This window comes from Herbidospora solisilvae (assembly GCF_009901565.1).
In the GTDB taxonomy this organism is placed as follows: Bacteria; Actinomycetota; Actinomycetes; order Streptosporangiales; family Streptosporangiaceae; genus Herbidospora; species Herbidospora solisilvae.
Map to the genome: position 1 here is coordinate 641,722 of NZ_WXEW01000003.1, position 23,992 is coordinate 665,713.

Annotated in this window: 25 protein-coding genes; 21 read left to right on the forward strand and 4 right to left on the reverse strand. The window is 70.6% G+C overall.

Annotation, left to right across the window (positions count from 1 at the left end; all coding sequences use genetic code 11):
* The first annotated feature begins 5 nt into the window (after positions 1-5).
* The 11 genes from proC to GT755_RS12855 all read left to right on the forward strand — a co-directional run bounded on the left by proC (position 6) and on the right by GT755_RS12855 (position 9,882).
* Entirely contained in the window at positions 6-806 is an 801-nt protein-coding gene (gene proC, locus GT755_RS12805) for a pyrroline-5-carboxylate reductase (protein ID WP_202609920.1), read from the forward strand.
* A gap of 71 nt (positions 807-877) precedes the next feature.
* Positions 878-2,077, forward strand: a complete 1,200-nt coding sequence (locus tag GT755_RS12810) for an MFS transporter (RefSeq protein ID WP_328794324.1) — start codon at positions 878-880, stop codon at positions 2,075-2,077.
* A gap of 66 nt (positions 2,078-2,143) precedes the next feature.
* Positions 2,144-3,463, forward strand: coding sequence for an efflux RND transporter periplasmic adaptor subunit (locus tag GT755_RS12815; RefSeq protein ID WP_161479914.1), 1,320 nt, complete (start codon positions 2,144-2,146; stop codon positions 3,461-3,463).
* Positions 3,460-4,140 carry an ABC transporter ATP-binding protein gene (locus GT755_RS12820; protein WP_161479915.1) on the forward strand — a complete coding sequence of 227 codons (681 nt, stop codon included), beginning with the start codon at positions 3,460-3,462 and terminating at the stop codon, positions 4,138-4,140. Before GT755_RS12815 ends, GT755_RS12820 begins: the two co-directional genes overlap by 4 nt.
* On the forward strand, positions 4,137-5,321 hold the full coding sequence (locus tag GT755_RS12825) for an ABC transporter permease (RefSeq protein ID WP_161479916.1): 1,185 nt from the start codon (positions 4,137-4,139) through the stop codon (positions 5,319-5,321). The genes GT755_RS12820 and GT755_RS12825 overlap by 4 nt, the downstream gene beginning before the upstream one ends.
* Positions 5,322-5,342: 21 nt before the next feature.
* Entirely contained in the window at positions 5,343-6,527 is a 1,185-nt protein-coding gene (locus GT755_RS12830) for an acetoin utilization protein AcuC (RefSeq protein ID WP_161479917.1), read from the forward strand.
* An 8-nt stretch (positions 6,528-6,535) separates the two neighbouring features.
* Positions 6,536-7,306, forward strand: coding sequence for a phosphatase (locus GT755_RS12835; protein ID WP_202609921.1), 771 nt, complete (start codon positions 6,536-6,538; stop codon positions 7,304-7,306).
* A 302-nt stretch (positions 7,307-7,608) separates the two neighbouring features.
* Entirely contained in the window at positions 7,609-7,812 is a 204-nt protein-coding gene (locus tag GT755_RS12840; RefSeq protein ID WP_030456159.1) for a helix-turn-helix domain-containing protein, read from the forward strand.
* Positions 7,813-7,949: 137 nt separating this feature from the next.
* Positions 7,950-8,048 (forward strand): 30S ribosomal protein bS22, encoded by a 99-nt coding sequence (locus tag GT755_RS12845; RefSeq protein WP_018654693.1) that lies wholly within the window; start codon positions 7,950-7,952, stop codon positions 8,046-8,048.
* Between the two features lie 29 nt (positions 8,049-8,077).
* Positions 8,078-9,064: an NAD-dependent epimerase/dehydratase family protein gene (locus GT755_RS12850; protein ID WP_202609922.1), complete on the forward strand. Its 987-nt coding sequence runs from the start codon at positions 8,078-8,080 to the stop codon at positions 9,062-9,064.
* Positions 9,061-9,882 (forward strand): lysophospholipid acyltransferase family protein, encoded by an 822-nt coding sequence (locus tag GT755_RS12855; protein ID WP_328794326.1) that lies wholly within the window; start codon positions 9,061-9,063, stop codon positions 9,880-9,882. Before GT755_RS12850 ends, GT755_RS12855 begins: the two co-directional genes overlap by 4 nt.
* On the opposite strand, the gene GT755_RS12860 is transcribed toward GT755_RS12855, so the two are convergent.
* The 3 genes from GT755_RS12860 to GT755_RS12870 all read right to left on the reverse strand — a co-directional run bounded on the left by GT755_RS12860 (position 9,879) and on the right by GT755_RS12870 (position 12,209).
* On the reverse strand, positions 9,879-10,745 hold the full coding sequence (locus GT755_RS12860) for an HAD family hydrolase (protein WP_161479919.1): 867 nt from the start codon (positions 10,743-10,745) through the stop codon (positions 9,879-9,881). The genes GT755_RS12855 and GT755_RS12860 overlap by 4 nt on opposite strands.
* A 57-nt stretch (positions 10,746-10,802) precedes the next feature.
* A complete protein-coding gene (locus GT755_RS12865) occupies positions 10,803-11,492 on the reverse strand; it encodes a DUF5667 domain-containing protein (RefSeq protein WP_161479920.1) in 690 nt (229 codons plus the stop codon).
* Between the two features lie 81 nt (positions 11,493-11,573).
* Entirely contained in the window at positions 11,574-12,209 is a 636-nt protein-coding gene (locus GT755_RS12870) for a sigma-70 family RNA polymerase sigma factor (protein ID WP_161479921.1), read from the reverse strand.
* 166 nt (positions 12,210-12,375) lie between these two features.
* On the opposite strand from GT755_RS12870, the gene GT755_RS12875 reads away from it, so the two are divergent.
* Complete coding sequence (locus tag GT755_RS12875; protein ID WP_161479922.1) at positions 12,376-13,974, forward strand: antibiotic biosynthesis monooxygenase; 1,599 nt, start codon at positions 12,376-12,378, stop codon at positions 13,972-13,974.
* Here the strand turns inward: GT755_RS12875 and GT755_RS12880 are convergent.
* Entirely contained in the window at positions 13,964-14,203 is a 240-nt protein-coding gene (locus GT755_RS12880) for a glutaredoxin family protein (RefSeq protein WP_030456152.1), read from the reverse strand. The two genes, GT755_RS12875 and GT755_RS12880, sit on opposite strands and share 11 nt — an antisense overlap.
* 157 nt (positions 14,204-14,360) lie before the next feature.
* Between GT755_RS12880 and GT755_RS12885 the strand changes: the two genes are divergently transcribed.
* The 9 genes from GT755_RS12885 to GT755_RS12925 all read left to right on the forward strand — a co-directional run bounded on the left by GT755_RS12885 (position 14,361) and on the right by GT755_RS12925 (position 23,715).
* On the forward strand, positions 14,361-15,059 hold the full coding sequence (locus GT755_RS12885) for a redox-sensing transcriptional repressor Rex (protein WP_030456151.1): 699 nt from the start codon (positions 14,361-14,363) through the stop codon (positions 15,057-15,059).
* A complete protein-coding gene (locus tag GT755_RS12890; RefSeq protein ID WP_161479923.1) occupies positions 15,056-16,336 on the forward strand; it encodes a glutamyl-tRNA reductase in 1,281 nt (426 codons plus the stop codon). The genes GT755_RS12885 and GT755_RS12890 overlap by 4 nt, the downstream gene beginning before the upstream one ends.
* Complete coding sequence (gene hemC, locus GT755_RS12895; RefSeq protein ID WP_285585944.1) at positions 16,333-17,238, forward strand: hydroxymethylbilane synthase; 906 nt, start codon at positions 16,333-16,335, stop codon at positions 17,236-17,238. The genes GT755_RS12890 and hemC overlap by 4 nt, the downstream gene beginning before the upstream one ends.
* Positions 17,235-18,815: a bifunctional uroporphyrinogen-III C-methyltransferase/uroporphyrinogen-III synthase gene (locus GT755_RS12900; protein ID WP_030456148.1), complete on the forward strand. Its 1,581-nt coding sequence runs from the start codon at positions 17,235-17,237 to the stop codon at positions 18,813-18,815. Before hemC ends, GT755_RS12900 begins: the two co-directional genes overlap by 4 nt.
* A gap of 20 nt (positions 18,816-18,835) precedes the next feature.
* Positions 18,836-19,822, forward strand: a complete 987-nt coding sequence (gene hemB / locus GT755_RS12905) for a porphobilinogen synthase (RefSeq protein ID WP_161479924.1) — start codon at positions 18,836-18,838, stop codon at positions 19,820-19,822.
* A gap of 161 nt (positions 19,823-19,983) precedes the next feature.
* The gene (locus GT755_RS12910) at positions 19,984-20,607 is read left to right on the forward strand and encodes a bifunctional DNA primase/polymerase (protein WP_161479925.1); all 624 of its coding nucleotides are present in this window, start codon (positions 19,984-19,986) and stop codon (positions 20,605-20,607) included.
* 11 nt (positions 20,608-20,618) lie between these two features.
* Positions 20,619-21,911: a glutamate-1-semialdehyde 2,1-aminomutase gene (hemL, locus tag GT755_RS12915; protein WP_161479926.1), complete on the forward strand. Its 1,293-nt coding sequence runs from the start codon at positions 20,619-20,621 to the stop codon at positions 21,909-21,911.
* A 188-nt stretch (positions 21,912-22,099) separates the two neighbouring features.
* Positions 22,100-23,020, forward strand: a complete 921-nt coding sequence (locus GT755_RS12920; RefSeq protein ID WP_161479927.1) for a LysR family transcriptional regulator — start codon at positions 22,100-22,102, stop codon at positions 23,018-23,020.
* Between the two features lie 71 nt (positions 23,021-23,091).
* On the forward strand, positions 23,092-23,715 hold the full coding sequence (locus tag GT755_RS12925; RefSeq protein WP_161479928.1) for a histidine phosphatase family protein: 624 nt from the start codon (positions 23,092-23,094) through the stop codon (positions 23,713-23,715).
* Positions 23,716-23,992: the final 277 nt, after the last annotated feature.

The following is a 23,992-nucleotide window of genomic DNA, read 5'->3' on the forward strand; positions in this document are numbered from 1 at the left end:
CACGCATGATCGCGATCCTGGGCACCGGCAAGATGGGTGAGGCTCTGCTCTCCGGCCTGGTCCGGGCGGGGCGGGCGGCTGACCAGATCATGGTCACCACCCGCCGGCCCGACCGGGCCAGGCAGCTGACGGAGACCTACGGCGTCAAGGTCGTCACCAACCTGGAGGCGGCCGAGCAGGCCGACGCGCTGATCCTCGCGGTCAAGCCCCAGGACATGGGCACCCTGCTCCGCGAGATCGCCCCCGTGGTGCCGTCCGACCGGCTGGTCATCTCGGTCGCGGCGGGCATCACCACCGACTTCGTGCAGGCCCGGCTGGGCGGCCCGATCCCGGTCGTCCGGGTCATGTCGAACACGCCGGTGCTGGTCGACGAGGCGATGAGCGTGATCTCGGCCGGGGCCCACGCCAAGGAGGAGCACCTCAAGCTGACCGAAGACCTGCTCCAGCCGGTCGGCAAGGTGCTGCGCATCCCCGAGTCGCAGCAAGACGGCGCGACGGCCCTGTCGGGCTCGGGTCCCGCCTACTTCTTCTACCTGGTCGAGGCCATGGTCGACGCGGGCATCCTGCTCGGCATGCCGCGGGCGGCGGCCCTCGACATGGTCAAGCAGTCGATCGTGGGCGCCGCGATCATGCTGCGTGACTCGGGGGAGCACCCGGTGATCCTCCGCGAGGCGGTCACCTCGCCCGGCGGCACGACGATCGCCGCCATCGCCGAACTGGAGCGCCACCGCGTGCGCGCCGCCTTCCTCGACGCGATCGAGGCCGCCCGCGACCGCAGCCGGGAGCTCGGCGGCACGAACAAGTAGCCCTCGCTACCCACTGTGACCAGGCGAAAAAGGCTTATTAGTTAGGAAGCTTTCCTTATAGGCTAAGGCGAGTGGTTGTACTCTCCCCGGCTCGCCTGTGGTCTCGTGACTTCTCCCTCTACTTCGTCGGCCGGGCGGTCGCCCTCATGGGCGACGCGATGTTGCCGGTGGCGGTGACGCTCGGCGTCCTCGGCATCTACGGCCCGGTCGGGGTCGGCGTCGTCCTGGCGGCGTGGATGGCGGCCTTCGGCGGTCTGGTCCTGTTCGGCGGGGTGCTGGCCGACTGGTTCACCGCCCGGCGCATGATGATCTTCGCGGACGTCCTGCGCATCGCCACCCAGCTCACGATCGCGGTGGCCTTCTTCGCCGGGCAGCCCCCGCTCTGGCTCCTGATCACGATGTCGTTCCTGAGCGGCCTCGGGGCGGCGCTCTTCCAGCCCGGCGTGAACAGCATGATCCCGCAGATCGCCGCCGACCCCCAGCGCGCCAACGCCACCCTGCGCGTGGCCGACGCGGTGGCCCGTCTCGTCGGCCCCGGCATCGCCGGCGCGATCGTCCTGTTCGGCGGCCCCGGTGTCGTGTACGCCATCAACGCCGGAACGTTCCTGGTCAGCGCCCTGTGCCTGCTCGCCATGCGGGTGCGGCTGACCAAGACCGAGGCGACCTCGCTGATCAGCGACCTGCGGGAGGGCTGGGCCGAGTTCCGGTCCCGTACGTGGATGTGGTCGGTCATCCTCGTCTGGGCGGTCTACGGGATCGTCCTGTTCGGCCCGATGTGGCCGGTCGGCGCCCAGGTCATCTCCGAGACCAACGGCGACGCGGCCTACGTCATGGCCATCACGGGCGAGGGCCTCGGCAGCATCGTCGGCGGCCTGGTGGCCATGCGCTACCGCCCGGTCAGACCGCTCTTCTCAGGCGCGGTGGCGATGATCGCCTTCATGGCGATGCCCCTGGTCGTCGCCCTGGCCGCCCCCATCCCGGTGATCGTCACCGGCTACACCCTCGCGGGCGCGGCCTGGGCCTTCTGGTCGGTGATGTGGGCGACCAGCGTCCAGACCCAGGTCCCGGGCGAGGTCCTCAACCGCGTCACCGCCTACGAGGTGGCCGGTTCGGTCCTGAGCATCCCCATCGGCCAGTCCCTCGGCCCGATCGTCGGCGAGGCCGTCGGCGCCCAGACAGTCATCTGGGCCGGCTTCTTCGCGGGACTGGCCGGCATCGGCGTCCTGCTGTCCATCCGCCCGGTCAGGAACCTGCGCGCGGTCGGCCGCTGACTCGGGGACCGGCACGGCCGGGATCTACGATGGGCTGTTGTGGTGATCCGGCGTGGTATCCCCCTGTTGGCGCTCCTTCTCGCGTTATCCGCCTGCACGGCGGAGGAGGCGCCCGTCGTGCAGACCGCGAACGTGGCGCGGGCGCCCGTCAGTGAGGTGGTGGAGGCCCCGGCGACCGTCGGGGCGCGGGCCACCGCGAGCCTCACCTCTCCCGCGGCCGGGACCGTCGCCAAGCTCTACGTCTCCGACGGCGACACCGTGAAGAAGGGCGAGATCCTCGCCCGCATCAGCGCGCCGCAGGCCCGTGACCGGCTGAAAGAGGCCAAGAAGGCCGACCGGCAGGCGGCGCGGCCGGTCTCCTTCGGAGGTGCGCCGAGTGTGCCGTCGCTGCGGCTGCCGAACGGGATCGACCCCCACGTCCGGAAATCGTTCGCGCAGGCCCGGCAGGCGGCCCGCAAGGTCGAGGACAAGGCCATCCGCAGGCACCTGCTGTCGGCGATCGACCTGGCCGAGAGGCAGCACCGATCCCAGCAGAAGGCGCTGAACGGGATCGTCGGCGGCCTCAACCGCATGCTCACCTCGTTCACCGGGCAACTCGGCGCGGGCATGAGCGGGCTCTCGTCGTCGATGAGCTCCCTCCAGGCCGCCTCGCGCAGCCAGACCCGGGCCGCCCTGAAGGCCGCAGAGGAGACCGTCGAAGGGCTCACGATCAAGGCGCCGTTCGGCGGGGTCGTCACCCTCGGCGGCGGTGGCGGGTCGGCCACGCCCGCGCTGCCCGATCTGGCCGAGCTCGTCTCCGGCGGCGGGGTCCCGGCCCAGGCGGCCGGCAGTTCGGCGGGCACGATCGCCGAGGGCGTCCCGGTCGGCCAGGGGGAGACGCTGCTGAGCGTCACCGACGTCTCCGAGCTGAACCTGCGGGCCGACGTCGACGAGACCGACGTGCTGCTCGTCGAGAACGGCACCCGCGCCGAGGTCGAGTTCGACGCCGTGCCCGGCGCGGTCTACACGGCCGAGGTCACCGGCGTCGGGGTCACGCCCCAGGAGGGCGCGACGGGCGGCGTCAGTTATCCGGTACGCCTCTCGCTCGCCGAAGGCCGCTTCGACGACGGCTCCGAGGCACCCGACCCCAAACCCGGCATGAGCGCCGTCGTCCGCATGATCGTCAAGGAGTCGCCCGAGGCCGTCGCGGTCCCGGCCGCCGCCGTGGTCACCAGCGGGCGCGACACTGTGGTCTGGGCCGTCGTCGGCGGCAGGGCCGAACGCCGGACCGTCACACTCGGCGCGGAAGGGGACGCCTACGTCGAGGTCGTCAACGGGGTGAAGGTCGGCGACCGGGTCATCACGCGGGGGGCCGACGGCGTGCGTCAGGGGCAGGAGATCCCGTGAGCGCCTTCGAGGCCGCAGGGTTGACGAGGTCGTACCAACTCGAAGGCGTGACCGTGGACGCGCTGCGCGGCGTCGACCTGACCATCGGCGACGGCGAGTTCGCCGCGATCGTCGGGCCGTCGGGGTCGGGGAAGTCGACCCTGATGCACCTGCTCGGCTGCCTCGACCGGCCGACCTCGGGGGTGCTGAGGGTGGGCGGCGTCGACGTCTCGACCCTCGACGACACCCAGTTGGCCGAGCTGCGCAACCGGATGATCGGCTTCGTCTTCCAGTCGTTCCACCTGCTCGCCCGGACCTCCGCCCTGGACAACGTGGCGTTGCCGCTCGTCTACCGAGGGGTCGCCAAGGCCGACCGGCGCAAGCGGGCGCGGGCCGCGCTGGAGGCCGTCGGCCTGGCCCACCGGCTCGACCACCGCCCGTCGCAGATGTCGGGCGGCGAGCAGCAGCGGGTCGCCATCGCCCGCGCGCTCGTCGGCGACCCCCAGGTGGTGCTGGCCGACGAGCCGACCGGCAACCTCGACACCCGCAACGGCGAAGAGGTCATGGGCCTGCTCGAACGCCTCAACGCCGACCAGGGTGTGGCGATCGTGCTGGTCACCCACGAAGCCGAGGTGGCGAACCGGGCCCGCAGGCAGATCCACGTCAGAGACGGCCTGATCGAGCGGGACGTCGCGTGAGGACCGCCGAGGCCTTCCGGATGGCCCTCGAAGCGCTGCGGGTCAACCGGCTGCGCAGCGCCCTGACCATGCTCGGCGTGATCATCGGCGTGTCGGCCGTGGTGATCCTGGTCGCCATCGGCACCGGCGCCAAGGACGCCATCGAAGACGAGATCTCCGGCCTTGGCTCCAACATCATCCTCGTCGTGCCGGGCCAGCTGAACTTCCAGGCCGCCCCCACCCAGAGCCGCCTCGACCTGTCCGACGTCAACTACGTGCGCAGGGTCGTCGGCGACCCGAGCCGGGTCACGGTGTCGGTCCAGTCGGGCGAGAACATCCGCGTCGGCCGCAACGAGGCGTTCGTCACCGTCGTCGGCACCGACGAGAACATCCCCAACGTCTTCGAACGCCCGCTGAAGCGGGGCCGCTACCTCACCGAGACCGACGTCGACACCCGCCGCCGCGTCGCGGTCCTGGGCTCGGAGGTGTCGCAGCAGCTCTTCGGCGACCTCGACCCGGTGGGCAGACAGGCCACGATCGCCGGGGTGCGGTTCCGGGTCGTCGGCGTGTACGAGAAGGTCGGCGCCACCTTCGGGGTCGCGCGCGACCGGGAGACCCACATCCCGGTCACCACGGCCCAGCGGCTGCTCGGCGTCCAGCGCGTCAACGGCATCGCCATCGGCGCCTCCGGCCCCGACGTGATCGACTCCCTCGGCCAGAAGGTCGTGGACGCCCTGACCTCCCGCTACCCCGACGAGAAGTTCTCCGCCGTCACCCAGACCCAGCTCCTCGGCACGATCGGCACCGTCCTCGGCATGCTGACCGGCGTGCTGGCCGCCATCGCGGGCATCTCGCTGCTGGTCGGCGGGGTCGGGGTGTCCAACATCATGCTGGTCAGCGTGCGCGAACGCACCAAGGAGATCGGCCTGCGCAAGGCCCTGGGCGCCCGCCAGCGCGACGTCCTCGGCCAGTTCCTGATCGAGGCCGTGCTGCTCACCACGATCGGCGGCACCATCGGCATCGCACTCGGCATCGGCGGCTCCCTCCTGATCGAGGCGCTCTCTCCCGTACCGGCGTCGATCACCCTCTGGTCGATCCTGCTGGCCTTCGGCGTCTCGGCCGTCGTGGGCGTCTTCTTCGGCGTCGCCCCGGCCCGCCGCGCGGGACGCCTCGACCCGGTGGTGGCCCTCCGGGCCGAATGAGCGTGCGGTAATTTGCTGGCTATGAGCGACTTCGCGCGTGGCGCCTGCGGACCCGTGCGGGTCGTCTGGGACGACGCCCTGACGTCGTACGACTTCGGGCCCCATCACCCTCTCGCGCCGGTGCGGGTCGAGCTGACCATGGCGCTGGCCCGGGAGCTCGGGGTGCTCGGCGCGGTCGAGATCGTGCCCTGTGCCCCGGCGACCGACGACGACCTCGCGAGCGTGCACAAGCGCGACTACATCGAGGCGGTCAAGCGGGTCTCAGAAGACGGCCGGCCCGATCTGCGGGCGGGGCTCGGCACCAGCGACAACCCGGCCTTCGCCGGCGTCCACGAGGCCTCCGCGCTGATCGCGGGGGCGACGCTGGAGGCCGTGAAGCAGGTGCACCAGGGCGGCGCGATGCACGCGCTGAACGTCGCCGGGGGTCTCCACCACGCCATGCCGGCCACGGCCAGCGGCTTCTGCGTCTACAACGACCCGGCGGTCGCCATCGCCTGGCTGCTCGCACAGGGGGTGGAGAAGGTCGCCTACGTCGACGTCGACGTCCACCACGGCGACGGCGTGCAGGCCATGTTCTTCGACGACCCCCGGGTGCTGACGATCAGCCTCCACGAGTCGCCCCGCACGCTCTTCCCCGGCACCGGCTTCGCCGAGGAGACCGGCGCCGAGGGGACGGCCGTGAACGTGCCGCTGCCGGCCGGCTGCGGCGACGCGGGCTGGTTGCGGGCCTTCCACGCGGTGGTGCCGCCGCTGCTGCGCGAGTTCGCCCCCGACTTCCTGGTCACCCAGCACGGTTGCGACTCCCACGCCCTCGACCCGCTGGCCCACCTGATGTTGTCGCTCGACGGCCAGCGGACGGCGTACCGGGAACTGCACAAGCTGGCCCACGAGACGGCCGGCGGGCGGTGGCTCGCCACCGGCGGCGGGGGATACGAGCTGGTCCAGGTGGTGCCGAGGGCGTGGACCCACCTGATCGCCGAGGCCGCGGGTGCTCCCGTCGAGCCCGAGACCGCCACCCCCGAGGCGTGGCGCGAGTTCGTCCGCGCGCGGACCGGCGAGTTGCCGCCGCTCACGATGACCGACGGCCGCACCCCCGAATATCGGCCCATCTCCGAGGGTTACGACCCGGCCGATCCGATCGACCGCGCGATTATGGCCACCCGGAACGCGGTCTTCCCCTACCACGGTCTGGACCCACTGCCATGACATCAGGCATGACGCGAGCAGAACTCATCGACCACCTCGTGCGCACCCGCATCGCGGGTGACGTCGCCACGAGCCGTGAGAACAACCTCGACCACTACCGGTCACTCGCGGTGCGCGACCCCCACTACATGTTCGGGCTGACCTTCGAGGGCGCCTGGACCTACCGCGACGTCCTCGACCTGATGGCCAAGTCGGCGGGCGTGGTGGCCGATCCGGGCCACCGGTCGGGCCAGGACACGATCGACCCCGAGCGGACGGTCGCGGCGCTCGACGCGATGGGCGACCGGATCGCGGGGGCGCTGCGGCGGCCCGACCCCACGGTGATCATCGCCACGGGCCACCCGACCGGGCTGATGGTCGTTCACATGGCTATCGCTCGTTTCGTCGTGACTCAGGGGGCGACTCTGCTTACTCCGGCGGAAGGGTGGACGTACCTTCCCGGTTCGTTCGGCCGCCGGCGCTCGATTCGCTACATCGATGACGTCGCCCTCCTCGACGACGGTGGTGCCCTTGTGCACACGCACGACTCCGCTCCGATGCGGCGGATGCTCGAGGAGCAGAGACCGGATTTCGTCATCGCCGACCACGGCTGGGCGGGCGCGGCCGGGGAGGCGGGCGTCGAGACGGTCGGGTTCGCCGACTGCAACGATCCGGCCCTTTTCGTGGGAGAAGCCGAGGGGAAGATCGCGGTCACCGTGCCCCTGGATGACAACGTGCTGCCCCGCTATTACGGACCGTTGACCGACTACCTGCTCCGACGTGTGGCGGCCGGCCTTTAGGGGCGTCCCTTTTAGGGGTTTCACGCCCACTTTTGCACTGGTGTGTCGACCGGTTGACAACTTTTTCCTGATCCTGGGCGACTCTAATGTGAGAGAAGTTGGTCCGTTCCAAGATCAAGGCGAGGGGCACGGTCCGGCTGCTGGCCAGCGTTTTTCGGTGTTTCGCGGGCAAGATCCCCCGATGGCTGATGAAATGGGGGGTTTGCCTCTGTGGAGTCCCGACTTACGCTGACAGCAGTACACGTGCGTGAGCAATGGCACCAGTGGGGATAACCCGGAAACACGTGCGGAAGAGGCGTCCGATGGGTGCAGGCGAAAGACCTCTCAGCGAGGTGAAGTTCCTGACGGTGGCAGAAGTGGCCACCGTCATGCGGGTGTCCAAGATGACGGTGTACCGGCTCGTGCACTCGGGCGAGTTGCCGGCCATCAGGGTAGGCCGGTCCTTCAGAGTGCCCGAACAGGCGGTGCACGACTATCTGAGGGACGCTTTCATCGAGGCTGGATGAAGTGACCTGTAGCGACTAGCGATACCAAGGGCAACGCGGGTCCCCCAGGGGAACGATCAACCATGGATCGCCGGTAGGCTGTTGTGCCGGTGTGCGCTCGCGCACCGGTACGACGTCTATCTTCACCTGGGGGTCCCGTGGGCTCTGTGATCAAGAAGCGCCGCAAGCGCATGGCCAAGAAGAAGCACCGCAAGCTGCTCAAGAAGACCCGCATCCAGCGGCGTAACAAGAAGTAGCCCAGCGCGGTCCCTGCGAGGAAGAGTCTATGAGTCCCGTGACCCGGACAGTCCTGGTCACCGGGATATCCCGGCACATCGGCGCTCGGCTGGCGAGCGTCCTCGCAGCCGACCCGGCCGTCAGCCGGGTCATCGGAGTCGACACGGTGCCGCCGACGTCGCTTACGCGTGATGGCGGCGCCCAACTCAACCCTCTGGGCCGCGTCGAGTTCGTCCGCGTCGACCTGCGCAGCCCCGACATCGCCCAGGTCATCGCGGCGGCCGACATCGACACGGTCGTCCACATGAGCCTGATGAGCGGGCCGGCCGGCAGTCGTCCGGCGATGAAAGAGCACAACGTCATCGGCACGATGCAACTGCTCGCGGCCTGCCAGCGCTCCGAGACCGTGCGCCGGGTCGTCGTACGCTCCACCACGGCCGTCTACGGCTCCTCGCCCACCGATCCCGCCGTCTTCACCGAGGACAGCGAGCCGGTGGAGGTTCCCCACACCGGCTACGGCAAGGACGCGTCCGAGGTCGAGGGCTACGTCCGCGGCTACGCGCGGCGGCGGCCCGACGTGGTGACGACGACGTTGCGGTTCGCGAACTTCATCGGGCCCAAGGTCGACTCCCCGCTGACCCGCTACTTCCGGGCGCCGGTCCTGCCGACCGTGCTCGGCTTCGACCCGCGGCTCCAGTTCGTCCACGAAGACGACGGGGTCGAGGTGCTCAGGCGGGCCGCGCTCGACGATCATCCCGGCGTCTTCAACGTCGCGGGCGACGGCGTGCTGCTGCTCTCGCAGTGCCTGCGGCGGGCTGGCCGGTTCTTCCTGCCGGTGCCGGCCCCGGCGTTCCGGTTCCTGGGCGAGGCCGCCCGCGCGGTCGGGCGCATGGATTTCACGCCCGACCAACTGGCTTTGATGAGCCACGGCCGGGTGGTCGACTCGGCCAGGCTGGCCGACGAGTTCGGCTGGGTGCCCAAACACACCACCGCGTCGGCGTTCGACGACTTCCTCCAGACCCGGAGCACGTGGTGACCCCCGAGGAACTCCTCACCTTCGCCTCCCGCCGCATCTCGGGCCGCTACGAGGTCGACGAGTTCGGCTACGACGCCGAACTCAACGACAAGATCCTCCTCGAACTGCTGCGCCCGCTCTACCGCCACTGGTTCCGCGTCGAGACCATCGGCCTGCACAACCTGCCGCCCGACGGCGCCCTCGTGGTCGCCAACCACTCGGGCACCCTTCCGATCGACGCCCTGATGTTGCAGGTCGCCCTTCACGACGAGGCCGGGCGGGTGGTGCGGCTGCTCGGCGCCGACCTCGTCCACCGGCTGCCGCTGCTCGGCCACCTGTCCCGCAAGACCGGCCACACTCTGGCCTGCAAGGAAGACGCCGACCGGCTGCTGCGCAAGGGCGAGCTCGTCGGGGTGTTCCCCGAGGGCTTCAAGGGCATCGGCAAGCCCTGGTCCCAGCGCTACAAGCTCCAGCGGTTCGGCCGGGGCGGCTTCGTCGCCTCCGCGATCAGGGCCGGGGTGCCGATCGTGCCCTGCTCGATCGTCGGGGCCGAGGAGATCTATCCGAAGATCGGCGAGCTGCGCCCGCTGGCCCGCCTGCTCGGCCTGCCCTACCTGCCGATCACGCCGCTGTTCCCGTGGTTCGGCCCGCTCGGGCTGGTGCCGCTGCCGTCGAAGTGGCTGATCGAATTCGGCGAGCCGATCAGGTCCGACGAGGTCGACCCCGCCGAGGCCGACGACCCGATGGTGGTCTTCGAGCTCACCGACCAGGTCCGCGAGACGATCCAGCGCTCGCTCAACGCGCTGCGCCTGCGCCGCGGACCGGCCTTCTTCCTTTAGTGCTTCCTGTAGTGGCGTCGCAGGGCCAGCCCCGCCGCCACGCCGCCCGCGATCGCGCCCGCCGTCGCCGCGATGGGCAACCCGATCATGGTCGCCTTGCGGGTGGTGCGGAAGTCGCGCACCTGCCAGCCCCGCTGCCGGGCGTGTTCGCGCAGCTCGGTGTCGGGGTTGATGGCGTAGGGGTGGCCGACCAGCGACAACATGGGCAGGTCGTTGGCCGAGTCGCTGTAGGCCGAGCAGCGGGTCAGGTCGAGCCCCTCACGGCGGGCCAGCGCCCTGACCGCCTCGGCCTTGGCCGGGCCGTGCAGTAAATCGCCCACCAGGTGACCGGTGTAGGCGCCGTCTTTGGTCTCCGAGACGGTGCCGAGCGCGCCGGTCAGGCCGAGCCGGCGGGCGATGACGTGGGCCAGCTCGACCGGCGTCGCGGTGACCAGCCACACCCGCTGACCGGCGTCGAGGTGGGCCTGGGCCAGCGCGCGGGTGCCCGACCAGATGCGGTCGGCCATCATCTCGTCGTAGATCTCCTCGCCCAGCAGGACGACCTCGTCGACCTTCAGCCCGGCGACGAACGCCAGGGCCATCTCCTTGGCCTTGGCGACGTGGTCGGGGTTCTCGTTGCCGCGGACCCGGAACATCGCCTGCCCGACGGCGAACTTGACCAGGTCGCCGGTGGTGAACAGGCCCCGGGCGGCCAGGCCCCTGGCGAAGTGGTAGATCGACGCGCCGCGGACCATGGTGTTGTCGACGTCGAAGAATGCGGCGGCGGTCGGATCGGGCTCGGCGCTCGGGGCCGGCAACGCGGCCGCGGCCGCCACCTCACCCGCGAGTTCCGCCGCTTCGCGCCGTCTCAGTAGCCGCTTCATAACCTCCGAGCTTAACCGCTGGGCCCCCTTCGCCCGGTTGCCCGCGCGTGAACAGCACTAGTTGCCGGCGGGCCCCGCGTAGCCGTCGATCAGGCTCAGATACTCGGTCGCGATCTCGCGGTTCTCGGCGTCGAGCTTCGGCACCATCTTCTCGACGACCTTCTTCTGCTCCCGGGCGAACCGGCGCACCTTCGCGGGCGGCTTGGTGGGCTGTTTCACCTTCTCCAGCGCGAGCCGCGTGGTGCTGTCCATGTCTTCGAGGGTCTGCTCGATCAGTTCCTCGCGGTCGGGCGTGGCGGCCTTCAGCAGTTCGGCCGCCTCGGCGGCGCGCGAGCGGGCCACCGTCATCTGCCGGTCGGCGCGTTCGGCCTCGCTGCGGGTGAGCGTCAGCAGCGTCGACTCGGCCGCCCGCTTCAGCGGGTAGAGCACCTCGCCCGGCCCGGACGAGTAGGTCACCGCCGCCACGGACATGGTCGCCGTGACCATCGCGCCGAGCGCCAGCCACGGGCGCAGCCGCACCAGCAGGGGGACACGCCGGATGCGCGGCCGTGCGTGCGCCGGCCCGGGGCGCCGCGGCGCGGCGCGTTCTTCCTGGTGTGTACGTAACAACTCGGCCCGCAGCTCCTCGCGGAACTCGGCCCGGGGCCCGGCGACCTCGCGGCCTGCGGCCTCACGACGGCCGAGCTCCTCCAGCCGGGCGGCGACACGCGCGGCACGCCGCGCACGCGGAAGACGCCACCACCCCATCGCCAGAGCTCCCGCTCGAAGATCCACCCACCCCTGCGAATAGACCAACGACGCTGCGTCGGAGGGGTTACGGGGTGTGTCTCAACTGAGATCTTTCGGGAGCGACCTGGCCAGCGCCTTGATGGCGCGGAACTGGAGGGCCTTGATCGCGCCGCTCTTCTTGCCCATCGCGGCGGCGGTCTCGGCGAGCGACATGCCGTACAGGAACCGCATGATCACGCACTCCTGCTGCTCGGGGCCGAGCTGCTGGACGGCGCGCATGACGTGCTCGTTCACCATGTTGGTGATCGCGGCGTTCTCGGGGATGTGGGGGCCGTCGAGCGGGGTGTCGAAGACCTCGGCGGTGGACACCTCAAGGCGGCTGCGGCCCGACTTGTAGTGGTCGGTGATCAGGTTGCGGGCGATCGTCACGAGCCAGGCGCCGAAGTCGCGGCCCTGCCAGGTGAAGTCGGAGATGTTGCGCAGGGCGCGCAGGAACGTGTCGCTCGTCAGGTCCTCGGCGAGGGGGTGGGAGCCCACGCGGAAGAAGACGTACCGGTAGACGAGGTCGACGTACCGGTCGTAGAGCTGCCCGAAGGCCTCGGTGTCGCCCGTCTTGGCGCGCAGCACCAGCGTGCGCATCTCGTCGAACTCGGGCGAGACCGCCTCGGGCGCGGGCTGCAACGCTCCAGCGGGGACCGAAGGGGCCAGCCCGGCTAACGACCAACTGTTCAGCATCCGGATATCCCATGGGAGAGGGGAAGTCGGCGTGCTCGCCACTCTAGAAATCTCCCATAAATTACACAATGAGGGTGGTCTCTGTAATCCCTTCCGTAACGGACGCTTGAGACGAGTCCCGCTGGCTGGGCGTGTGGACAGGGACAGGCCATAGAGTTGGTCCGTCATGGAACTCGTTGTCGCAGTCATCGCGTTCGCGGGGGCGATCCTCGCCGCGATCACCACAGGCGTCCTGGTCGGGCGGATCCGCGAGGAGTCCTCCGGCTGGCTCGTGGCGTGGGCGATCACCACGGTCGCGGTGTGCCTCGGGCTCGGCGCGATCGCCATCGGCACCCTCCTCGGGTTCGGCCCGCTGACCTTCCGCGTGTTCCAGATCGGCGGCGCGCTGCTGGCGCCGCTGTGGCTGGCCGGTGGACTGATCCAGCTGCTCGCGGAGTCACGGTCCGCCCGGCTCGCCGGCTGGCTCCTGGCGGGCGGCCTGAGCTTCGTCGGCGTGGTCATCATGACCCTCGACCCGGTGCAGAGCGGCTTCAACAAGACGCTGCCGATCGCCGCCGACAAGTGGGACATCCCGCCCGAGTGGTTGCTGCGCGGCGTCCACGTGCTCGCGCTGGCGATCCTTTTCGTCGCGCTGATCGTCGCGCTGATCCGCATGCGGTCGGGCGACGACTACGACGCCGACAACATGAACGCGACCGTCGTGCTGGCCCCCATCGGCATGGCCGCGATCGGCTCGCAGCTCTTCCTGGTGCAGGGCATCTTCGTCGCAGCGCTGCTGGCCGCCATCCCCGGTGGCGTCTGGTACGCCGTCAACCGCCCCCTCGCCCCCTACGACGACGAGGAGGAACCGGCGCCGCAGCAGCAGGGCCCGCCGAGCGGCCCCATGCCGGTGCAGCCGCAGCAGCCGGTCTGGCAGGAGCAGAGCCTCGGCCGCCGCGTGGCCGGGATGCCGCCGCCCCAGCCACAGCCCATGGCCAGCCCCATGAGCGGGCCGATGAGCGCCCCCATGGGCGGTCCCATGGGCGGTCCCATGGGCGGCCCGCCGATGCCCACCACCGGCCCGCAGCCGGCGGTCCCGCCCGCGCCCCGTTCGGGCCTCGGCGACCTGGTCGCCGAATACCGCGCCGGCGAGCAGCAGGGCGGCGGCTTCGACTACGCCTCCCGCATGCAGCCCCCGCCGCCGCAGCAGCAGCCGCCCCAGCCTCCGCTGCCCCCCGACTTCGGCGCCCCGGCGACCGGCACCTTCATGGCCGCCGACGCCTTCAACCCTCAGGCCCCCGAATACGCCATGCCGGTGCCGCCGCCGACGGCCTCAACCGAGTTCCAGATGCCGAACACCGGGGTGCTCTACCCGGGTCAGGTGCAGGCCGCCCAGTCGATGGCGGCGGCGCAGGTCCCGGCCCCCACGACGGCGACCGGTTCGGTCCGGCCCTCACCGAACATCTACGGCATGCTGACCGTCTTCACGCTGATGGACGGCGCCGGCGAGGCCTTCGACAGGCTGGCCGAAGACACCGTCGAGCAGGTGCTCCGCAACGAGCCCGACACGCTCCTGTTCGTCTGCCACGGCGTGAAGTCGGCCCCGCTCCAGCGGCTGGTCTACGAGCTCTACCGCGACCAGACCGCTTTCCACGACCACCAACGGCAGGCCCACATGGAGCGGTTCGCCACCGAGCGTCAGCCGCTGGTGCTGGCCACGAATGTGATCGAACTCACGGTCAACGCCGCCAAGGTCGTGCCGCTGCCCACGACCTTCAGGATCTGAGCGCCTGCCGCAGCCGGTTCTCGTCGACCCGCCAGTAGTCGTGCTGCACGCCGTCGACCAGTGTGACGGGAATCATCTCCCAGTATTTCTCCAGGTCGGCGGGGTTCTGTGTGATGTCGCGCTCGTCCCATTCGACGCCGAGTTCGGTCGCGACGCGCTCGATGACGGCGCGGGCGTCGTCACACAGGTGGCAGCCGGGTTTGCCGAGCAGCGTGATGCGGTGAGCCATATGCCTACCGTATGGGGCGGATTCGAGACCGGCCGCCAGTCCTGACACCCTGGAAGTGAGCACGACAAGGGGGTCGCTCGACTTTGTGCATCACTTCACAAAGGCACTAACCTGGAAAGCGGCCCCGAAACCGATTCCCCCTCAGGAGTGCCGGCCTGTGATCCGCCGAACCCCGCAACAACCGCGTGAACGCGGCATCCCCGACGCGACCGTCGCCCGGCTGCCGCTCTACCTGCGCGCGTTGAACGGTTTGGCCGAGCGGGCCGTAGCCACAGTCAGTTCCGAGGATCTCGCGGTCGCGGCAGGGGTAAATTCCGCCAAACTCCGCAAAGATCTGTCGCATCTGGGCTCTTATGGAACACGGGGCGTCGGCTACGACGTTCAGTACCTCATCTACCAGATCTCCCGCGAACTCGGCCTGACCCAGGACTGGGCGGTCGCGATCGTCGGAGTCGGAAACCTCGGACGGGCCCTCGCCAACTACGGCGGGTTCGTCTCCCGGGGGTTCCGGGTGGCCGGGCTGCTCGACGCCGACCCGGAGGTCGTGGGCGACCACATCGCCGGGCTCGTCGTGGAACACAGCGACGAACTGGAATCGGTGATCGCCAAGCGGGGGGTGTCGATCGTGGTCATCGCGACTCCGGCGACCGCCGCCCAGGCGGTCTGCGACCGGGTCATCGCGTCCGGAGTGACGAGTATCTTGAACTTCGCCCCCGTCGTGCTCACGGTTCCTGCGGGCGTCGACGTCCGCAAGGTCGATCTGTCCATCGAACTACAGATCCTCGCGTTCCATGAGCAGCGCAAGGTGAATGGGGGGCCCGTAATGGGCGAGGAATGGGCGGGGGAGGTCTCATGAGTCTGCTGATCGTGGGGCTGAGCCACCGGAGCGCGCCGGTCTCGGTGCTCGAACAGGTGGCCATCTCCGGCGACGCCCTGGTGAAGCTCCTCCACGACGTGCGGCAGGACGCCCACGTCGCGGAGGCCATGGTGGTCTCCACGTGCAACCGGGTCGAGGTCTACGCCGAGGTCGACCGGTTCCACGGCGGGGTGTCGGCGATCACCACCCTGCTCGACCGCCACGCGGGGGTCGACCTGGCTCCCCATCTCTACGTCCACTATGAGGACCAGGCCGTACACCACCTGATGTCGGTGGCCTCCGGGCTCGACTCGATGGTGGTCGGCGAGGGGCAGATCCTCGGGCAGATCCGGGCCGCGCTACGCCTGGCCCAGCAGGAGGACGCGGTCGGCTCGATCCTCAACGAGCTGGTCCAGCAGGCTCTGCGGGTGGGCAAGCGGTCCCACAGCGAGACCGGCATCGACCGCGCGGGCGCCTCCCTCATCGGTGTCGGCATCACCCTGGCCGAGACCGTGCTCGGGCCCGTCGAGGGCCGCCGGGCGCTGGTCGTCGGCGCGGGCTCGATGAGCGCGCTGACCGCCGCGACCCTCGCGCGGGCCGGCGTGACCGAGATCGTCATCGCCAACCGGACCTTCGAGCGGGCCGAGCGGCTCGCCGAGACCGTCGGCGGCCGGGCCGTGCCGCTGTCGGAGATCGCCGCCGAGCTGGCCACCGCCGACCTGGTCGTCTCCTGCGTCGGCGCGGGCACCCGCGTGATCACCCCCGAGATGATCCCCGCGCGGCGGGTCCCCCTCTTCCTGCTCGACCTCGCGCTGCCGCACGACGTCGACACCGCCGTCCGGGCGCTGCCCGGGGTCACCCTGGTCGACCTCGAAGACATGCAGCAGTCGGGCGCCGGGTCCGACGGCGGCCGGGCCGCCGACATCGCGGCCGTACGCCGGATCGTGGCCGACGAGGTCACCGCTTACCTCAACTCCGCGCGCGCGGCCAAGGTGACGCCTACTGTGGTGGCGCTGCGCAGTCGCGCGGCCCAGGTGGTCGAATCGGAACTCGGCCGGCTCCACTCGCGCATGCCCGATCTCGACGAGCGTCAGCGCGACGAAGTGGCGCAGGCGGTCCGGCGGGTGGTCGACAAACTGCTCCACGAGCCGACTGTGCGTGTCAAGCAGCTCGCTGCGTCTCCGGCAGGCGATCATTATGCGGAGGCGCTGCGCGAACTGTTCAACCTGGACCCGAAGGCGCCCGACGCCGTTTCCCGGATGGAGATCGAGCAGTGAACCTGAGGCTGGGCACCCGCAAGAGCCTGATGGCGACCACGCAGTCGCAGCAGGTGGCGGACCGGCTGACCGAGCTCACCGGCCGCGCCGTCGACCTCGTCGGGATCACCACCTTCGGCGACGTCAGCAAGGCCCAGCTCTCCCAGCTCGGGGGCACCGGCGTCTTCGTCAGCGAGCTGCGCGAGAAGCTGGCCGCCGACGAGATCGACTTCGCGGTCCACTCGCTCAAGGACCTGCCGACCACCCCCGACCCCCGGCTCGTCCTGGCCGCGATCCCGCTGCGCGACGACCCCCGCGACGCGCTCGTCGGCGCCCGCAAGCTCGCCGATCTGGCGCCCGGCTCCCGCGTCGGCACCGGTTCGCCGCGCCGCATCGCGCAGCTGCGGCTGCTGCGCCCCGACCTCGACTACGTCCCGATCCGCGGCAACGCCGACACCCGGATCGGCAAGGTGACCTCCGGCGAGCTCGACGGCGTCGTGCTGGCCGCCGCCGGCCTGGCGCGGCTCCGGCGCGACGACGAGATCGCCAACTTCTTCGACACCGACGAGATGCTGCCCGCCCCCGGCCAGGGCGCGCTCGCGGTGGAGTGCCGGGCCGACCGGCCCGAGCTGATCAAGCTTCTGAGCACGCTCGACGACGCGCGCACCCGTGACGCCGTCGTCGCCGAGCGTGCCGTACTCGCGGCGCTGGAGGCGGGCTGTTCGGCCCCCGTCGGCGCCTATGCCGTCGATGACGGCCACACGCTCACCCTGACCGCCACCGTGGTGTCCATCGACGGCGCCGCGGCGGTGCGCAAGTCCACCACCGGACCCGTCTCCTCGGCCATGGAACTCGGGCGCGAGCTCGCGGCCACCATGATCGCGGAGGGGGCCGGGCAATTGATGGGAGAGCAGGCCCATTGACCACATCAGAGCATCATGAGCATGGCATCGGGGGCTTCGTCGCCTTCGTAGGAGCTGGTCCCGGTGACGAGAACCTGCTGACGCTCCGGGGCGCCGATCTGCTGTCCAAGGCCGACGTCGTGGTCGTCGACCGCGAGTCGTACGGCCCGCTGCTGCGGCACTGCCGGGCCGGCGTCGACGTGCGTGACGTCGTGGCCGACCCCGGCGCGCTGGCCGGCGCGGTCGGCGCGGCCAAGGCCGGGAAGCTGGTCGTCCGGGTGTGCCCCGGCGACCCGTCGTTCTTCTCCTCGGTGTCCGAGGAGGTCGCGGCGTGTTCGCAGGACGAGGTCGACTTCGAGATCGTGCCCGGCGTGCCGCCGGCGACGGCGGTGCTGACCTACGCGGGCATCCCGCCGGCGTCGTCCGGGCCGGAGTTCCGGATCGTCGACGCGAGCCAGGTCGACGACTGGTCCAAGCACGCCTCGGTCGAGGGCACGCTGGTGATCTACAACGGGGTGGCCGAGGCGCCCGCGATCGGCAAGGCGCTGATCGCCGCAGGTCTGCCCGACTACACCCCGGTCGCGGTGACCAGCGACGGCACCACCACCGAGCAGTACACCGTGGTCTCCTCGCTGGGCCGTCTCGGGCCCGACCTGAAGCACGCCGGCATGACCGAACCGGCGCTCGTCGTGGTCGGCGACGCCGTCGGCCAGCGTGAGAAGCACTCGTGGTTCGAGACCAAGCCGCTGTTCGGCTGGCGGGTTCTGGTGCCGCGTACCAAGGAACAGTCCGCGGGCCTGTCGGAGCAGTTGCGGAGCTACGGCGCGGTGCCCGAGGAGGTGCCGACGATCTCCGTCGAGCCGCCTCGCACCCCGCAGCAGATGGACCGCGCCATCAAGGGCCTGGTCACCGGCCGCTACGAGTGGGTGGCCTTCACCAGCGCCAACGCGGTCAAGGCCGTGCGCGAGAAGTTCGAGGAGTACGGCCTCGACGCCCGCGCCTTCGCCGGGCTGAAGGTGGCCGCCGTCGGCGAGGCGACCGCGAGGGCCCTGGTCGAGTTTGGGGTCAAGCCCGACCTGCTGCCGACGGGCGAGCAGTCGTCCGAGGGGCTCCTGGAGGAGTGGCCGCCCTACGACTCGATGCTCGACCCGATCAACCGGGTGCTGCTCCCAAGGGCCGACATCGCCACCGACACGCTGGTGGCGGGCCTGACCGAGCTCGGCTGGGAGTGCGACGACGTGACGGCCTACCGGACCGTCCGGGCCGCCCCGCCGCCCGAGGAGATCCGCAACGCCATCAAGAGCGGCGGCTTCGACGCCGTCCTGTTCACCTCGTCCTCGACGGTGCGCAACCTCGTCGGCATCGCCGGCAAGCCGCACAACGTCACGGTGATCGCGGTCATCGGGCCGCAGACCGCCAAGACGGCCGAGGAGTTCAACCTGCGCGTCGACGTGATGGCCGACAAACCCTCGGCCTCGGCGCTGGCCGCCGCACTGGCGGAGTATGGTGCCAAGCAGCGCCAGGCGGCCGTCTCCGCCGGCGAGATCCCACGCCGCCCCTCGCAGACCCGAAGGGGTGCCCGGCGACGTCCCAAGTGACCTCAGAAGGTGGTTTTCGCATGAGTGCCGAGTTCCCGGTCGCCCGCCCGCGACGGCTGCGCCGGACCGCTCCGCTGCGCCGGATGGTGGCCGGGACCCGGCTCCACCCGGCCGAGCTGATCCTGCCGCTGTTCGTCAAGGAGGGCATCACCGAGCCGGCTCCGGTGGGGTCGATGCCGGGGGTCGTCCAGCACACGCGCGAAAGCCTCCGCAAGGCCGCCCACGAGGCCGCTGAGGCTGGCGTGGGCGGCGTCATCCTGTTCGGCATCCCGGCCGTCAAGGACGGCCGGGGCTCCGGCGCCGACGACCCCGAGGGCATCGTCCAGCTCGCCCTGAACGATCTGCGGAGCGAGGTCGGCGACGCACTGGTGATCATGTCCGACACCTGCCTCGACGAGTACACCGACCACGGCCACTGCGGCATCCTGACCGAGGCCGGCGAGGTCGACAACGACCTGACCCTGGAGCGTTACGCCGCCGCCGCGGTCGCCCAGGCCCGCGCGGGCTCCCAGGTGATCGCGCCCAGCGGCATGATGGACGGCCAGGTCGGCGCGATCAGGGCCGCCCTCGACGCCGACGGCCACGCCGAGATCCCGATCCTGGGTTACTCGGTCAAGTACGCCTCGGCGTTCTACGGCCCCTTCCGCGACGCCGCCGAATGCGCCCCCCAGTTCGGCGACCGCAGCGCCTACCAGCAGGACCCGGCCGGCCCGGTCGGCGAGGCGCTGCGCGAGGTGCGGCTCGACCTCGCCGAGGGCGCCGACGCCGTCATGGTCAAGCCCGCGCTGGCCTACCTCGACATCCTGCGCCAGGTCAGAGACCTGGTCGACGTGCCGGTGGCCGCCTACCAGGTGTCGGGCGAGTACGCCATGGTCGAGGCCGCCGCCGCCAACGGCTGGATCGACCGCGACCGCGTGATCATGGAGTCGCTGATCGCGATCCGCCGCGCGGGGGCCGACCTCATCCTCACCTACTGGGCCACGGAAGTGGCCCGGCGGCTGGGCTGACTCGACGCTTTGTCATCGGGTGGATTCAGAGCGCGAACCACGGCCGGCCTTCGGCCGTCCACGGCCCGCTTTCCTGGGGTCGCCCTGCGAAGATCCGGTCGGTCCGGGCATTATCGGGGGCAACAGCCCGTTTTTTCTCTGTGGGGGAGGAACAGCATCTGATGGTCGGGGTCCCGCTCGCTCGCCGCTCCAAACGCCGCGCGCACCGAATACCGCACCGGCTCGAAGCGGTGGTCGACTACGCCCGGCTGGGCTGGGCGAGCTGTCTGGGAGCTCATCCGCTGCGTGAGGGGCAGCGGGCGTGCTCATGTGACCGTGTGGGCTGTCCGGATCCGGGCGCCCATCCGCTGTCGCCGGCCTGGCGTATGCAGGCCACGACCGACACGGCGCAGCTCACCCGGTGGTGGGAGCAGGAGCCAGAGGCGAATGTGATCCTGCCCACCGGACGGGTATTCGACGTGTTCGACGTCCCGGCGGACCTCGGGATGTCCGCCCTGACCGCCATGGAGTCTCCAGGCCCGGTTGCCGCAAGCGGCGACCGGGTTCTTTTTTTCGTGGCCACGCGCGGCAACCCCGAGGACGAGGACGAATGGTGGACGTCGTCGATCGACCACGCCCCGGAGACGATCGAGTCGAATCCGGGGCTGCGCTGGCACTGCCGTGACTCCTACGTCCTGGCGCCGCCGTCGTCGCTGGTCGGCGGGGGGACGGTGCGGTGGTTGCGGCCGCCCGACGGGCGTCCGCTGCCCGATCCGCTGCGCGTGCTGGACGTGCTCGCCGACTAGGCTCGGTGGCCGTGAGTCGTACCGATGAATCAGCGGCCCTGTTCGCGCGGGCCAAGGAGATCGTGCCGGGTGGGGTCAACTCGCCGGTCCGGGCGTTCAACTCGGTGGGGGGCACGCCCCGCTTCATGGCGTCCGGACAGGGTCCCCACATCACCGACGTCGACGGGAACACCTACGTCGACCTGGTCTGCTCGTGGGGGCCGATGATCCTGGGCCACCGCCACCCGGCGGTGGTGGAGGCGGTCACCCGGGCGATGTCGGGCGGGTTCTCCTTCGGCACGGCGACCGAGGGCGAGGTGCTGCTGGCCGAGGAGATCGTCTCCCGGGTGGCGCCGGTCGAGAAGGTCCGCCTGGTCAGCTCGGGCACCGAGGCCACGATGAGCGCGGTACGGCTCGCACGCGGCTTCACCGGCCGCTCGAAGATCGTCAAGTTCGCCGGCTGCTACCACGGCCACGTCGACGCCCTGCTGGCCTCGGCGGGGTCGGGCGTGGTGACGTTCGGCCTGCCCGACACCCCGGGGGTGACGGGCGCGGCGGCGGCCGACACGCTGGTGCTGCCCTACAACGACCTGGCGGCGGTCGAGGAGGCGTTCACGCTCCACGAGATCGCCGCGGTGATCACCGAGGCGTGCCCGGCGAACATGGGCGTGGTGCCGCCCGCCGAGGGCTTCAACCGGCGGCTGAAGGAGCTCTGCGCTGCCAACGGCGCGCTGCTCATCGTCGACGAGGTGCTGACCGGCTTCCGGGTCTCGGCCGAGGGGTGGTACGGCCTCGACCCGGTGGACGCCGACCTGATGACCTTCGGCAAGGTCATGGGCGGCGGGCTGCCCGCCGCCGCGTTCGGCGGACGGGCCGACGTGATGGCCCGGCTGGCCCCCGAGGGCCCGGTCTACCAGGCGGGCACCCTGTCGGGTAACCCGCTGGCCTGTGCAGCCGGTCTGGCGACGCTGCGGCACTGTGACGCCGACGTCTACGCGCGAGTCGACGCCGCCGCGCTGGCCCTCGGCGACGCCGCGTCCGGCGCGCTCGCGGCCGAGGGTGTTCCCCACCGGCTGCAGCGGGCCGGGAACCTGTTCTCGATCTTCTTCACCGAGGGGCCGGTGACCGACTTCGCGTCGGCGAAGACCCAGAACACGGCCGTGTTCACCGCGTTCTTCCACGCGATGCTCGACCAGGGCGTCTATCTTCCCCCGTCGGCCTTCGAAGCCTGGTTCCTGTCGTCCGCCCATGACGACGAGGCGCTGTCGAAGGTCGTCGACGCACTCCCGATCGCGGCCAAGGCCGCGGCCCAGGCTGCGGGTTAGGCGCTCCGGGCGCGGTTCTTGGCGCGCGATTGGCGAGCGTTGGTGGCCAGGGTCTCGAGGTAGGAGACGCGGGCGACGGTGGACTGCTTCGTGAAGAGGTTGTTGATGATTCGCATGTCTTCATGATGCAACGCTTAATAGTTGAGGACAAGCGAGATTTTCTTGGGTGGACCCTTTAGACTGACTACATGTTGGACTTGCACCGCTTGAAGGCCCTGTACGCGGTCGCCACCTACGGCTCGGTCGGCGCGGCGGCCGAGGCGCTGATGGTCACCCCGTCGGCGATCTCCCAGCAGCTCGCGAAGCTGGAGAAGGAGACCGGCGCGGTGCTCGTCGAGCGCAACGGCCGGGGCGTGAAGCTCACCGACGCCGCCGGGCTGCTCGCCGAGCACGCCGAGAAGATCCTCGCCCTGGTCGAGACGGCCGAGGCCGACTTCGAGGCGCTGCGCGGCGCGGTGGTCGGGCGGCTCTCGATCGCCGCCTTCCCGACGGCCGCGCGCGGCATCTTCCCCGCCGCGCTCAAACTGCTCAACGAGCAGCATCCCGACCTGGGCATGCTGTTCTGGGAGCGCGAGCCCGAGCGGCAGATCCGCGAGGTCACCCGAGGCGAGATCGACCTGGCGGTGGTGCAGGACTGGCTGAACCGCCCGATGGCCATCCCCGAAGGGCTGTCGCGGGCCGCCCTGCTCGACGACGTCGCCGACATCGCCGTGCCGGCCGACCACCCGCTGGCCGACCGGCGTGAGATCTCCCTGTCGGAGCTGCCCGACGACCGCTGGATCACCTCGGCGCCGGGCACGGTCTGCCACGACTTCCTGCTGTTCCTGGTGCGGTCGGCGGGAAAGGAGCCCGACATCGTCTGCATGGCCGACGAATACCCGACCCAGCTCGCGCTGGTCGCGGCCGGCCACGGCCACGCGCTGATCCCCAGGCTCGGGCGCGGCGTGCTGCCGGAAGGGGTGCGGGCGATCCCGATCCTGCCCCGGCCGACCCGTCGCATCTACGCCCTGTGGCGTACCGACGCGGCCCGCCGGCCGGCCATCCGGGCCGCCGTCGACGCGCTGCGCACGGTGTGCGGCCAGTTGGAGACCACGCTCGAGCTGGTCTGAGGCATTCCGATCAGACTCTTCGGCTGGCCTGACGCCGTCTCGTCATTTCCCGCGAGTAGGCTGGCGCCACCATGACTGAGACGACCGTCGTTCACCTGTTGCGCCATGGTGAGGTCTACAACCCGACCGGGGTCCTCTACGGCAGGCTGCCCGGCTTCCACCTGTCGGACAACGGCCGGGCGATGGCCGACATGGTGGCCAAGTCGATCGCCAACCGCGACATCGTGACCCTGTGGAGCTCACCGATGGAGCGCGCCCAGGAGACCGCCGCACCCTCCGCCGAGGTGCTCAAGCTCCCCGTGGTCCTCGACGAGCGGCTGACCGAGGCCATGAACGTCTTCGAGGGCAAGCCGGTCGCCGGCGACAACCGCGCCTTCTTCCGCGATCCCCGCAACTTCTGGCACTTCCGCGACCCCCGCCGCCCTTCATGGGGTGAGGCCTACCGCGACGTCGTGGCCCGCATGAAATCGGTCATCGACGACGCCCGCGCCGAGTCCCGGGGCCACGAGGCGCTGCTGGTCTCCCACCAGCTGCCGATCTGGATCATCCGCCTGGCCGCCGAGAGCAAACGCCTCTGGCACGACCCCCGCCGCCGCCAGGCCAGCCTGTGCAGCCTGACCACCTTCACCTTCGACGGCGACCGCCTCATCAGCGTCGGCTACAGCGAACCCGCCGCCGCACTGCTCAAGAACTAGTAAAGATCTCGCCCCCGTGTCGCCACGTCTACTTGTGCCGTGTCCGGGCGCGCCGGCGTCTGGACTGAGGAGCGCAGGAGAGCGAAGCGAACCGGAGCGACGAGGGAAGACGCCGGACAAGAGCGCCCGGACCCGCCGCGCCGGAGGCGCGGCCATCAAACCAAGCGCCCGGACCCGCCGCGCCGGGGGCGCGGCCATCAAACAGAGAGCGCCCGGACCGACCACCAACCAGGTGGGTCGATACTATGTTTGCTCTACCGGTTGTAGTTCAAGGAGA